Source organism: Streptococcus sp. K0074 (genome assembly GCF_048843365.1).
GTDB classification, from domain to species: domain Bacteria; phylum Bacillota; class Bacilli; order Lactobacillales; family Streptococcaceae; genus Streptococcus; species Streptococcus mitis_BM.
In genome coordinates this window covers 735,941-749,525 of the sequence record NZ_CP184836.1, presented here as the reverse complement: position 1 = coordinate 749,525, position 13,585 = coordinate 735,941, and the positions used below count along the sequence as shown (strand labels likewise).

Annotated in this window: 11 protein-coding genes; all 11 read right to left on the bottom strand. The window is 39.6% G+C overall.

What is annotated here, in order from left to right; genetic code table 11:
* Nucleotides 1-5: 5 nt before the first annotated feature.
* Entirely contained in the window at nucleotides 6-143 is a 138-nt protein-coding gene (locus ACN076_RS03665) for a hypothetical protein (protein WP_420790144.1), read from the bottom strand.
* Nucleotides 144-255: 112 nt separating this feature from the next.
* On the bottom strand, nucleotides 256-873 hold the full coding sequence (gene cysE, locus ACN076_RS03660; protein ID WP_261074415.1) for a serine O-acetyltransferase: 618 nt from the start codon (nucleotides 871-873) through the stop codon (nucleotides 256-258).
* A 15-nt stretch (nucleotides 874-888) separates the two neighbouring features.
* Nucleotides 889-3,102, bottom strand: a complete 2,214-nt coding sequence (gene pnp, locus ACN076_RS03655; protein ID WP_261074416.1) for a polyribonucleotide nucleotidyltransferase — start codon at nucleotides 3,100-3,102, stop codon at nucleotides 889-891.
* A 726-nt stretch (nucleotides 3,103-3,828) separates the two neighbouring features.
* Entirely contained in the window at nucleotides 3,829-4,695 is an 867-nt protein-coding gene (gene metF / locus ACN076_RS03650; RefSeq protein WP_261083256.1) for a methylenetetrahydrofolate reductase [NAD(P)H], read from the bottom strand.
* A 102-nt stretch (nucleotides 4,696-4,797) separates the two neighbouring features.
* The gene (gene metE / locus ACN076_RS03645; RefSeq protein WP_420790143.1) at nucleotides 4,798-7,047 is read right to left on the bottom strand and encodes a 5-methyltetrahydropteroyltriglutamate--homocysteine S-methyltransferase; all 2,250 of its coding nucleotides are present in this window, start codon (nucleotides 7,045-7,047) and stop codon (nucleotides 4,798-4,800) included.
* Nucleotides 7,048-7,306: 259 nt separating this feature from the next.
* Nucleotides 7,307-7,600 (bottom strand): helix-turn-helix domain-containing protein, encoded by a 294-nt coding sequence (locus ACN076_RS03640; RefSeq protein WP_261037938.1) that lies wholly within the window; start codon nucleotides 7,598-7,600, stop codon nucleotides 7,307-7,309.
* 52 nt (nucleotides 7,601-7,652) lie between these two features.
* Nucleotides 7,653-7,784, bottom strand: coding sequence for a helix-turn-helix domain-containing protein (locus ACN076_RS03635; protein ID WP_238393794.1), 132 nt, complete (start codon nucleotides 7,782-7,784; stop codon nucleotides 7,653-7,655).
* Between the two features lie 125 nt (nucleotides 7,785-7,909).
* On the bottom strand, nucleotides 7,910-8,680 hold the full coding sequence (locus ACN076_RS03630; RefSeq protein WP_203175997.1) for a Fic family protein: 771 nt from the start codon (nucleotides 8,678-8,680) through the stop codon (nucleotides 7,910-7,912).
* 203 nt (nucleotides 8,681-8,883) lie between these two features.
* Nucleotides 8,884-10,485 (bottom strand): type I restriction-modification system subunit M, encoded by a 1,602-nt coding sequence (locus tag ACN076_RS03625; RefSeq protein ID WP_420790142.1) that lies wholly within the window; start codon nucleotides 10,483-10,485, stop codon nucleotides 8,884-8,886.
* Nucleotides 10,486-10,521: 36 nt separating this feature from the next.
* Nucleotides 10,522-12,387, bottom strand: a complete 1,866-nt coding sequence (locus ACN076_RS03620) for an AAA family ATPase (protein WP_001087833.1) — start codon at nucleotides 12,385-12,387, stop codon at nucleotides 10,522-10,524.
* Nucleotides 12,388-12,396: 9 nt separating this feature from the next.
* A complete protein-coding gene (locus ACN076_RS03615) occupies nucleotides 12,397-13,548 on the bottom strand; it encodes a restriction endonuclease subunit S (RefSeq protein ID WP_000788523.1) in 1,152 nt (383 codons plus the stop codon).
* Nucleotides 13,549-13,585: the final 37 nt, after the last annotated feature.

Genomic DNA, 13,585 nt, shown 5'->3' with positions numbered 1-13,585 from the left:
CCGGCTCAAATGGTAAAGGTAGCAGAGAGCAGGACCAGAAGACCGAAAATCAGATTTCCTGCACGAAACAAACTGAAAACAGAAATAAGACTTCCTGCCAAATAGAGCGCAAAATACTTATTGTCCTTGAAAAAATCTTTCATTAAAAGTTCCTCAGTTATCGTCAAAAAGCAGTATAGCTGAGCTTGTTCTTCCAAGAATTTATAATTTTGAAGAATAGTAACTCGCTTCTTGCTTGAATCATATAGCCATCCTCTACAAACCAGACGATCTGTGACTGGCATCTTTAGCCTGCTCGAGTTTATTGACGTAGTACTCTCGTTTTTCTTCAACTTCATGAATCGTTGGCTCATCCTTCTGTCCATGAACTCGGACGATCTTAGCAGGAATTCCGACCACTGTCACATCACTTGGAACATCTGCAACAACTACTGCTGCTGCACCGACTTTGGCATTTTCACCGATTTCAACGGGTCCGATGACTTGGGCATGAGCCGATATGAGAGCTCCCTTTCGAACGGTCGGATGGCGTTTGCCAACATCCTTCCCTGTTCCACCAAGAGTCACCCCGTGATAAAGAAGAACACCTTTTTCAACGATCGCTGTTTCCCCAATCACCAGACCAGAGCCATGGTCGATAAAGACACCTGAATCAATCTGGGCACCTGGATGAATCTCAATCTGAGTCCAAAAGCGCCAAAACTGACTGTGCATACGAGCCAGGAGTTTGAAGCCATGCTTCCAGAGAAAATGCGAGAGACGGTGGGCCGCCAAGGCCTTGACACCTGGATAGGTCAGCAAAACCTCCAAAGTGGTGCGGGCCGCTGGATCATTTTCTTTTACGATATCAATGGTTTCGCGCCACCATCCCATACATTTCTCCTTTTCTTATTCTGAATCTTTTGGTGTTTCTGTAAATTCTTTCTTAGGTTTGTGGTCCTTGTGATGACGTGGGCGGTGAGGACGCTCAGACTTTTCACCTTTTTCATCATGCTCAGGTTTTGGAGGACGAGGAAGAAGGGCTTTCATAGAAGCATCCACACGTCCTTTTTCATCAATCTTGATAACCTTAACATCAACTTCATCCCCGATTGCTACCAAGTCTTCGACATTATTGGTACGCGTCCAAGCCATCTCAGAGATATGAACAAGGGCATCTGTCTTGTCAAAGAGGTTAACAAAGGCACCAAATTTCTCGATACGAACGACTTTAGCACGGTAAACTTCGTCCACCTTAGCTTCACGAACCAAACCAGCAATAATTTCTTTAGCACGGTTAATAGCATCTTGGTCGCTAGAGTAGATAGATACATTTCCTTCTTCGTCGATATCAATCTTAACGCCTGTTTCAGCGATAATCTTGTCGATGGTTTCTCCACCCTTACCGATGACAATCTTAATCTTGTCCACATCAATCTTGATGGTATCAATTTTCGGTGCAGTTGGAGCTAATTCTGGACGAACTTCTGGAATGGTTGCTTCAATCACATCAAGGATTTCAAAACGAGCTTTCTTGGCTTGGGCAAGAGCCTCAGTCAAGATTTCTGCAGTAATCCCTTGGATCTTGATATCCATTTGTAGGGCTGTAATCCCGTCACGAGTTCCTGCAACCTTGAAGTCCATGTCTCCAAAGTGGTCTTCCAAACCTTGGATATCGGTCAAGACTGTGTAGTTATTTCCATCTGAGATGAGACCCATGGCAATCCCTGCTACTGGCGCCTTGATTGGCACACCACCAGCCATAAGGGCAAGAGTTCCCGCACAGATAGAAGCCTGAGATGAAGAACCGTTTGATTCCAAGACCTCAGCTACCAAACGGATAGCATATGGGAATTCTTCCAAACTTGGCAATACTTGAGCAAGAGCACGCTCACCAAGAGCCCCGTGACCAATTTCACGACGACCTGGCGCACCGTAACGACCAGTTTCCCCTACAGAATATTGTGGGAAGTTATAGTGGTGCATAAAGCGTTTCTTGTACTCTGGATCCAAACCATCAATGATTTGAGTTTCTCCCATCGGAGCCAAGGTCAAGACTGAAAGAGCCTGAGTTTGTCCACGAGTGAAGAGACCTGAACCGTGCACACGAGGAAGGAAGTCAACAACCGCATCCAAAGGACGGATTTCATCGACCTTACGACCGTCAGGGCGCACCTTATCTTCTGTAATCAAACGGCGCACTTCAGCGTGTTCCATTTGTTCCAAAATTTCAGCCACATCACGCATGATACGGTCAAATTCTTCGTAGTCTGCATATTTTTCTTCGTAAACGGCAGTAACTTGGTCCTTAACTGCTTGAGTTGCAGCTTCACGAGCCAATTTTTCTTCTACTTGAACTGCCTTTTGGAGGTCACTGTTGTAGGCTGCGATGATTTCAGCCTGCAAGTCAGCGTCCACATGAAGCAATTCCACTTCTGCTTTTTCTTTACCAACAGCTGCAACGATTTCTTCTTGGAAGGCAATCAATTCTTTGACTGCTTCATGCCCTTTGAGAAGGGCTTCCAACATGATTTCTTCTGACAATTCTTTAGCACCAGATTCTACCATGTTGATGGCGTGTTTAGTTCCTGCTACTGTCAATTCAAGGAGAGATTGCTCTGCTTGTTCTTGCGTAGGGTTGATGATGATTTGACCATCTACATAACCCACCTGTACCCCAGCAATTGGACCGTCAAATGGAATATCTGAAATGGAAAGTGCCAAGGATGAACCAAACATAGCAGCCATTGGTGCAGAAGCATTTTCATCATAAGAAAGCACGGTGTTGATGACTTGGACTTCGTTACGGAAACCTTCCGCAAACATAGGACGGATTGGACGGTCAATCAAACGCGCTGTCAAAGTCGCATCTGTTGAAGGACGTCCTTCACGTTTCATAAAGCCACCAGGAAACTTCCCAGCTGCATACATTTTTTCTTCGTAGTTGACTTGAAGAGGGAAGAAATCTCCAGTTGCCATCTTCTTAGACATAACGGCAGCAGTCAAGACAGTTGACTCACCGTAACGTACGACAACTGCGCCATTCGCTTGCTTAGCAACCTGACCAGTCTCTACAATTAACTCACGACCCGCAAAAGTCGTTTGAAACACTTGTTTTGTCATTTTAATCCCCTTTGGATTGATAATATTATACGTCTTGCCTACAAAAATCAAGATACTAAGCCGTCAAGCAACTCAAAGGAAAATAGGAAATCGAACGACGGAGCGACTGCTCCTAGGCAGATTTATCTTTTTCCACAGAGTTGTAGGCGTGTTCAACTACTCAAGATATTTTGGACGGTTCGGCTTGCCGAACATTTCTGTAGAAAAATAGGAAGGTGACGCCGCACTCGATGAGTGCTAGGAAGCTTATCTTTTTTCCTAAGAAATGAGGCCAAAATTCAATTAAGTAGTTTTTTGATATTTCCCTGAAATAGTGCGGACGGGAGGTAAAATTATCCAGTGGATGATTTTAGAAATCCAATGGAATTTCAATGGTAATTTTTAATTACTTCGCCTTTTCATTTCTATGCTCAGGCTAAAATAGTTCCCCGAACTATTTTACTCTCAAAAATCCCGTCTTAGATAATAATATTGTTATCATCTAGGATACCACGATAGCGTGAAATATCTTTTAAATACTCACTCCGTTCCTGTTTTTTGAGACACACATTATCAGATTTTGTTTAAAAAATAATCAACTTTAAACAAACTTCTACAACCTAAATACCCTCATCTTTGTATCAAGTACGTACAGAGTCTATTTTATCATATTTTTCTTAAAAAGTGCGGTCTTTACCATTAAAAAGGAACCATTCCCCTCACCTGAGAAGAATGGTTTGCTTTTTATTATCCTAGAGACTGATGATTAAACAAGGCATGAGTTGCTTGGCGGATGTATTTTGCTGTTTCAGCATTGTTCATCGTATAGAGATGCACACCAGCCACATCCTGAGTTACCAAGTCCACAATTTGGTCCACTGCATAGGCAAGTCCTGCTGCTCTGAGCGACTCAGGGTCATGCTCATACTTGTCTAAGATGGCTTTAAATTTGCGTGGAAGATGGATATTCTCACAAGTCTTCAAGAGACGGAGAGCCTGATTTCGATTCAGAATTGGCATAATCCCTGCATGAATGGGAACATCAATCCCAGCCAAGATGCACTTGTCTTGGAAATCATAGAAGCGCTCATTGTCAAAGAAAAGCTGAGTTACAAGGCTCGAACAACCTGCATCCACTTTCTTCTTAAGATTTTGAATATCTGAAATCTGATTTGGTGAATCTGGATGACCTTCTGGATAACAAGCACCAACAATATCAAAGTGAGGGGCTTGTTCCTTGATGAACTCGATCAAGTCAGTTGCGTAGCGGAAATCCTTTTGTGGTTCCACATCTGGAATAATATCCCCACGAAGAGCCAAGATTTTCTGCACTCCAACCTTGTCCAAATCAGCAATGGTTTCAGCAACCTTGTCCTTGGTCAAATAGATGGCTGGCAAGTGAGCAATAGTCGGAATCGCCAAATCATTTTGGATAAAGTCAGCCAAACGGACTGTCGTTTCCTTGATATTAAATTTATTATTGCTGGCAGTTACACTGATAAAGTGCGGCGCCAGCTCCTGCATATCTTGAAGAGCAGAAATAATGTTATCATTACCCACGGCTGGGTTGGGAGGGAACACTTCAAATGAGAGTGACGGTGTTTGGCGTGACATAGTCATTATCCTTTTCTAGTTGATTTTTTCGTTAGCTGGATTCCTAGAATCCAAGTGAAACAGGCAGATTGACCAAACAGTGCTTCTTAAGAAATCCTTATCTTACAATTTCTCACGCGCAGCTTTGGCTGCTTCCACAAGGCGGATCAAACTTTCTTTTGTTTCTGGAATACCACGTGTTTTCAAACCACAGTCAGGGTTGATCCAAACTTTCTTGCTTGGCACTTTAGCAAGGATGGCTTCGATTGTGTTGTCGATTTCGCCTTCATTTGGCACACGAGGTGAGTGGATATCGTAAACCCCAGGTCCCACTTCTGTTTGGAAGTTTTTCGCTTTGAGTTCGTCCAAGATTTCAAGGTTTGAACGGCTAGCCTCAAATGAGATAACGTCTGCATCCATGTTGTCGATAGCTGGGATGATATCTGTAAATTCTGAGTAACACATGTGAGTGTGGATTTGAGTATCTGGCGCTACTGTTGAGTGTACCAAGCGGAAGGCAGGAATTGCCCAGTCAAGGTAGTCTTCATACCAGTCACTACGACGGAGTGGCAATTTTTCACGAAGAGCAGCCTCGTCGATTTGGATGATTTTCACACCAGCAGCTTCAAGGTCAAGCACTTCATCCTTGATAGCAAGGGCGATTTGAAGAGTAGAATCCTTGATAGAGATGTCTTCACGTGGGAATGACCAGTTGAGGATGGTAACAGGTCCAGTCAACATACCTTTAACAGGTTTGTTTGTACGGCTTTGTGCATAGCTAGACCATTTAACAGTGATAGGGTTAAGACGAGTGACATCACCCCAGATGATTGGTGGTTTAACCCCGCGCATACCGTATGATTGTACCCAACCATTTTTAGAGAAGAGGTAACCTGACAAGTTTTGACCGAAGTACTCAACCATGTCATTACGCTCAAATTCACCGTGAACAAGGACATCAAAGTCGATATCTTCTTGCCATTTGATCCATTCATCGATCGTTTCAGCAAGGAAAGCGTCGTACTCTTCTTGAGACAATTCACCTTTACGGTAAGCCAAACGTTTAGCACGAACTTCTTTTGTTTGAGGGAATGAACCGATAGTTGTTGTTGGAAGAGCTGGAAGTTTGAAAGCTTCTTCTTGGATAGCTTCACGTTCTGCAAAGGCTGGCAAACGAGTGTAGTCTGCGTCTGTCAAGCCAGCGATACGCGCACGAAGCTCCGCATTTTCACCCACACGCTCAGTCGCAAAGAGTTCTTTGTTGGCTGCAAGAGCTTGTTCACCTTGACCATTGCGGATAGCATCCAAGTCACGAATCTCATCCAATTTTTCAACTGCAAAGGCAAAGTGGTTCAAGATAGCTGGTTCAAATTCCTCATTAGCTGTTGTAAATGGCACATGAAGCAGTGAGCATGAGCTTGTCAAGACAATGTTTTCAGCTGGAATTTGCTCAAGAATAGCCAAGCTCTTTTCGTAGTTGTTACGCCAGATGTTCTTACCATTGACAATACCTGCATAAAGAGTCTTGTCAGCTGGGAAACCACCTTTAACCAATTCAAGAGATTTCTTACCTTCAACGAAGTCCAAACCGATAGCATCAACTGGCAAGTTTACAAGATCAGCGTAAACATCACGAACGTCTCCGAAGTAAGTTTGAAGCAAGACTTCAAGACCTTTTTTGTCATCCAAAAGTTTGTTGTAGAGGTTCAAGAAGAGAGCTTTTTCTTCGGCTGTCAAGTCTTTGACAAGAGCAGCTTCATCCAATTGGATACGAGTCGCACCAAGTTCAGCCAATTTAGCAAAAACTTCTTGGTAAGCAGCTACTAAGCTGTCTACAAAGTCTTCTGCTTTCACGCCTTCTTCAAAGTCTGACAATTGAAGGAAAGTGAATGGACCTACAAGAACAGGACGAGTGTTGAGACCAAGTTCTTTTGCTTCTTGGAACTCATCGAAAATCTTGTGACCTGCAAGTTTCACTTGAGTGTCTTTTTCAAATTTAGGAACGATGTAGTGGTAGTTGGTGTTAAACCATTTCTTCATTGGGAGGGCGCGAACGTCCCCTTTTTCTCCTTGGTAACCACGTCCCAAAGCGAAGTAGCGCTCAAGGTCAGACAAGTCCAAGTTTTGAACTGAAGCAGGTACCACATTGAAAAGGAAAGCTGCATCTAGGAAGTTGTCATAGTGAGAAAAGTCATTTGATGGGATTTCAGTGATGCCTTTTTCTTTGACAATGTTCCAGTGTTTAGCACGCAAGTCTTTTGCTGCTGCCAAGAGTTCTTCTTCTGAGATTTCTTTTCTAAAGTATTTTTCAGTTGTAAATTTTAATTCGCGGAATTCGCCCAAACGAGGGAAACCGATGATTGTAGTTGACATGATGTGTCCTCCAAAATTTGTTGTTGAAACTATCTTAACAGAAAAGAATGCGTCTGTATAATTGTAAAAAATTAGGCTTTGATATAGTTTGAAACTATATCTCTGTTTTAGACAAAAGAAAAAGACTTGAGACAAATGCCTCAAATCCCTTTTATAGCTTATTTTTAGCTGTATTTTAGTTAGACTGGTAAAACGTGTTATTAGTAATTCTTATAAGTGACTATGACTTGTTATTAGAAAAGACTATAGCTGATTCTAGTCAACTTTTCCCCTGTTCAAGTGGGACGATTGCTAGTGTCTTTCCTAAACTGGCTAAAACTTTCAATACCGTATCCAACTGGGGGCTAGTCTTACCTGTTTCCATCCTAGCTATGACAGGCTGGCTCACTCCACTGAGTTCCTCTAGCTTTTTCTGACTGATTCCTTGCTCATGTCTGGCTTCGATCAGCTCACTCATGATAGCTACTCGCATATCACTTTCAAGGATTTCCTCCTTGGTAAAGAGTTCAGATCGGACATCCTTCCAATTACTCCCAATAGCACTATTCTTCATCGCTTAACCCTCTTTCTTTTAGATCTATATATTTTTTGAAAAAATGAGCGAATTATGAGCGGAATATGAGCGAATAAAGAGTGTTTTTTGTAGTTCCCGATTTTTCTAACAAACCTTGGTTTACAAATAGTTGGAGATAACGACGAATGGTTGCTGCACTCAATCCTGTCAATTCTTGTGCCACTGCATTTGTTATCTGATAATGCTCTTCAAGATAAGACTCTAACCCATTCGCCCCATACGACCACTCCCATCCTCAAAAGAGGGAATAATTTCTAACTCAAAATGCACAATAAACCGTTCATCTCTTTAGTCTATTTCTAAATCATGTTGCCCAGCTAATAAGAGATTTTCAAAAAATCGCTCCAAATATTCTGTTTTTTTCTGGAATAGCTTCGCATTATCAAGAACAAGAGCATCTCGAAAATACTTTGCATTTTCTTGGAAGGGTTTATTGTCTACTTGAAATCCCATAGTTCTAAGGTACTTAATCAAAAATACTGTTATCGTTCGAGTATTTCCTTCTCCAAAAGGATGAATTTGCCAAATACCTGAAATAAAAGTCTTAATATGTTTCACTACTTCAATATCGGATTTTCCTCGATAGTCAAATTGACTTTCCTGCTGAAAATCATAGGTCAAACTATCTGCTACCGTGCGAAAATCATCATAAATGACACTGTCTCCATTTAAAACAGCCTCACTTTTTGTAATGTTATAAGAGCGGTATTCTCCCAAGGGAATGCCTTGTGGCAGGAGTCCAAAGAAAAGCTCTCTATGAATCAATTTCAATGTTGTTGGAGCAAATTTAAAGGCATTAGAGGACAAGAGTTCCACAATTCTCATGGCAACAAGATCTGCTTCTCTTGTGCTATCATCCTTCTCTTGGTGATAAGTCGTTACTTGATCATAAACTTCTTGATAAGTCAACTTTCCTTGAGAATTTTGCTCTGCTAGTTCTCTCATATACGGCGACGGCTCTAGATTGTCTACCTTTTGTAAACCAAATCCCGTTTCCCATAAGTCTAACTTGGTCTGATAAGAGAGACTGGGATTATCAATTTCATAGGTCGGTGTCATGGTTTTCCTTTCTAAACAAAGCTTCAAGTAAAATCTATACACTCTATTCTACCATATTAAATCTTTAAGCTCGTTATACAAGTTTACAGTTCTCCGTTCTATCGAGCTTGAAGAAAGCCCCTCCTCGCTAATGTTAGAAAATACAACTATATCAGCCTAGATAAAGTTTTATCTTAAATATGAGCGAATAAGCCAACTACATCTTACCCTTCAAACTCTTTCAAAAACTCTTTAAGCTCGGCATCGGCTTCTGGTGTGGTTCCGTGTAGTTGACCGAGCATTTCAAGTAGGGAAGCGGTTTGGTTTTGGATTGCTTGATTTGTCGTGTTAATCTTGCTGACGATATCTGTCAGCGGTTCGACTTCTTCTTCCTCGAAGGTATCTACATAGCGAGGGATATTGAGATTATAATCATTTTCGACGATTTCTTCATAGCTTGCTAGATGGGCAAACTTATCAATCTCCTCACGAGACTTGTAGGCTTCCAGAATCTTTTCGATATGAGCATTCGTCATGATATTCTGATTTTTGCCCTTATCAAACTCCTTAGAAGCATCGATAAAGTAGACATCACGATTGGTACGGTTCTTTTTGAGAATGATAACCGTGGTCGGTATGCTGGTATTAAAAAAGATATTAGCAGGTAGACCGATAACCGTGTCAATAGCCCCTTCTTCTAACAAGGCCTTACGAATGGTTCCCTCCGCATTTCCACGGAAGAGAACACCGTGAGGAAGGACGATAGCCATAATCCCATTATCCTGCTTGAGATGGTAGTAACCATGCAAGAGGAAGGCAAAGTCAGCCTTGGACTGGGGCGCCAGTTTCCCAAAAGGAGAGAAACGAGAATCCGCCATAAAGCCAGAGCTTGCTGACCACTTGGCAGAGTAGGGAGGGTTCATGAGAACACCATCAAAGTTAGTCGGTTCTTGAGTCGGCCAGTCTTCATCCAGTGTATCGGCATTGTGGAGAAATTGATTTTCAACAGGAACACCGTGCAGGATCATGTTCATCCGAGCCAAGTTATAGGTTGAGGTATTGAGTTCCTGACCAAAGTAGACCACTGTCTGTGGTTTGTGAGAATATTTCTTGGCATTGAGCAAGAGAGAGCCAGACCCCATAGTCGCATCATAGATGGTAAAGCCTAGCTGGTCCTCACGACCCAAAAAGGCAATCCGAGTCATGAGTTTGGCAACAGGCTGAGGTGTATAGAACTCACCAGCCTTCTTACCCGAGTCAGTCGCAAACTGACCAATCAGATACTCATAGGCATCCCCCAGCATATCACCAGCATGACCAGCCACATCTAGCACAGCCAACTCCTTCATGACTGCCGCCACCGTTTGGTTTTGCTTTTGCGGAGTCGCCCCTAGCTTTTTAGAATAGAGGTCAATATCTTCAAAGAGGTTTTCATAGAGTTCATCACTCTGCTCAATATCTCGAAAACCCTGAGCCAAATCTTCCAACTGGAAAGTCCCCTCATTGACTCGTACTACCAGAGCCGTAAAAGTCAAGTCAGGCTTGATACTATAGTTGAGTTCGTCCTTCATGACTGCAAGAAGATCCTCGTGGGTGTCCCCATCCTCATAGTAGTTGCGATAGACCTCAAGGGCAGCCTCTAGACTCTCACTCCCCTCCTCCATAGTCTCCGCCACGAAAAAGAGCATCTTATCTGACAGGTACTTATAAAAGACCATACCCAAAAGATAGGACTTGTAGTCATTAGCATCCATCTTAGAGCGGAGAACATCCGCTGAGTTCCACAGGGCTTGGTAAAGCGACTGGGACGTTTGTGTTGTTTCCATAATGTTTCTTTCTTTTTTATTAATTCAAAAATCTATCTATTTGTTCAATAGTTTTACTTCTAATTCTTCAAAGTATTTATGACGTAATGTAATCTGTAAATCATTATTCATTGCGATACTACTTAAAGCTTTTTCTTTTAAGTTAGAAACTATTTCTTTAATTTCTTTGGAACCAATTATTTCATTTTTCAAGTTACAAATCTTTAAAATTGTCGAAAAATCTGAAGATGCTATGCTATCTTCCACAATTTTAGTTATATTTTCTAATGTTACAGTTATATCAAATTTTTCTGATAAATTTTCTAAAAATATCCGTGCTTCATCCTCGGTTGGTTCTCTTGTTTCTATCAAATGCCCTTCCATAAATTCATCAAGTTTCTTTTTCAAGGCAATTCGTATTATCTTATCTTTATTTGTTGTACACGAACTAATAACAGCGTCTTTTAGTTTATTACATTTTTGCGTTTTATCCTGTTCATCATCCCCTAGAACAAACTTCACTATTTCTTCATCTATCAAAAGCATCTCTATCTCATTAAAAGGAATCACAAAAATATTTTTCTTTTTATAGTTTTGGATTCTTGCCTCATCCATCCAGTCATAATCAATAATGCCGTAAGCTATATTACCATATAATTCCTTTAATTTATTATAAGCTTTTGTGTATTGAATAACTTGTTTATGTCCCTGGACTGGTTTTACAAAACAAAAATCGCTAAATAATTTGGAATAAATCTGATAGTCTATACTAGTTTTAGTTCCTTCACAAAATAAAATCGGCTTCTTTGTACCAGATACTTCGGTTAATAATGAGAAAGGCATTTCCTGTGATTCTTCCAATATCTGATAATCTAAATTATAAGGTGTTTCAAATTTCTTGCACCACATGTAACTTGCATTTGTTCTTGATTGAACAAAGTCCATATTATGTGAAGCAAAAATAAATTGACAATCAGGTCGTTCTAATATCAGTAAATCCCATAACTCATTATAGATAGCAGCATTTAAAAATGTTTCTGGTTCATCAACAATGATGTAACTATCTTCCGGAGCAAGAAGTACATTACCTATATAAAATAATATACAACGTTCCCCATCACTAAGCCCATTTATACTATATTTAGAGCCGTTTTTTTCAACTTCAACAACTCGATTATCAGGCTCAAGATGAAATGATATTTCAGGAAAAATTTTATTCCATATTTGTTCTACTCTATCCCATAAAGCTATAGATAACCCGTCCACCCCTCTCGATTTATCAGTCGCTATCTTAGCATAATTCTTTATCAAAAATGTTATTAGTTTAGTAAAAGTATTTGAAAAATCCTTTTCAATTTGTAAGGTTTGTAAATCAATTGTATCATATTTAATATCTACTTCTTTTAAATCTTGAATATATTTTTCTTTAGTAATTTCATTACGATTATGAATAGTGGAAACAAAATATAATAATTTTTGAGCAGGCAAAATAAATATCTCATTTATATTATTTTTCCTCAATTCATTAATAAGACTTGATTTCCCTGAACCATTAGCTCCAATAATTATAGTCGTTGATTTTACTCTCGAAATAAAAGAGAAAAGTTTAATTATTTTAAAATTCTCTATAATTTGCGGTAACTGTGATTCATAATAATAATTGTCACTACCAAAACAATAGTATATGCTTTCTAACCAATTATCACGAAGTCTTTTATACTTTTCTGTTACATCATCAGATAAAAAAACATCATTTAATTCTCTTTTAATCAAATCAATGAGTAATAAAAAGTAATTATCTACAGTATTATATGAAGTCTTTTTCCCTTCTTTTTCATAATCAGGCAATCTGTAAAAATCATCATTAAGTCTGACCCTTTCAGATTCTATCCTTTTAATTAATTCATTAATAGGGCTATTCATGATTCCTCCTTAAATAAACATATCCTGCAATAGTTTCTTTTTGAGTGTTTCCAATTGAGAAATTTTTTCTTGGTAATAGTTGATGAGGTTATCGAGGTCTGAGAAATAGAGGCCAATAGCGCATTGTTCCTCATAAGATGGAAATTTTGAAACCACTTTTTCAATAGTTTTTTTAGACAAACTTGGAACACCTGTAGATTCGTCAAATTTCTTCCAACGAATTTTTTGAAAAATTAAGAAAAGATAATTCAAGTCATATCCTACTTTACATATAACATAAAATAAAGTATCTACTGTCCAAAAAGGTGCTGATAATAAATATGGTTTATCTATAGTTCCTTTTCTTCCAATACCTATAGCGTCCTCATCAGATAATTTTTCATTTACAGAAAGCATGTAACCACCAGTTCCATATACAGGAATGTCCCCATTCTTTAAATGTTTATAGTCTCTACCAGAATTAATAGTACAAACCTCTGATAAACTCTTCCTTTCCCAGTCCTCTTCAAATCCATTCAAACGAATCTCAGGAACTGTCTGTCCAGCTTTGGGAAACATCTTGGAAAGCATGGTCGCCTTGAGAGCTTGGTAGTTGGTGAGATTATCCTTGTAGCTAGACAGAAGGTCGTCGAGGGTACGGAAAAGGGAACCAATGGCGGATTGTTCGTCAAATGTAGGGAAATAGTCTTTAATATCTGATAAAGTAGGAAATTGTACTCTCTGTCGCTCAATTAAAGAACCAGTTGAATAAATTTTGTATAGTCTAATCGCTTTAGGACAACTCAACCATGCCGAGAAAAATTTATTAGAAAACTTCGATTTCATTTTCATCGTCACATAATATCCAGAGACAGCAACCTTTTTACCAGCATTATTGAATCCTACAGCTCCAATAGTAATATTCATCGGATTATAAACAATTTCCTCTGGATATAACTTTTTAAATTTATCACTCTTTTTTACTAAAAATTCTCTGTTGTATCTCTCCTCTTTTGGTGTTAGTCCACTTTCAACAGTCACGCTCCATAATTCTAAATTTTGTTCATAAGGATCGACATATTCAACAGTTTGTTCAAATACTTCTCCTAACTTATGTTGTTTCCATTCATCACGGTAGGTGTGAAATCTTATTATAGGAAATTGTTCTTTATGATTTTTCATTCATTCTCCCATCTAATGCTATAAATGAATTAATCTT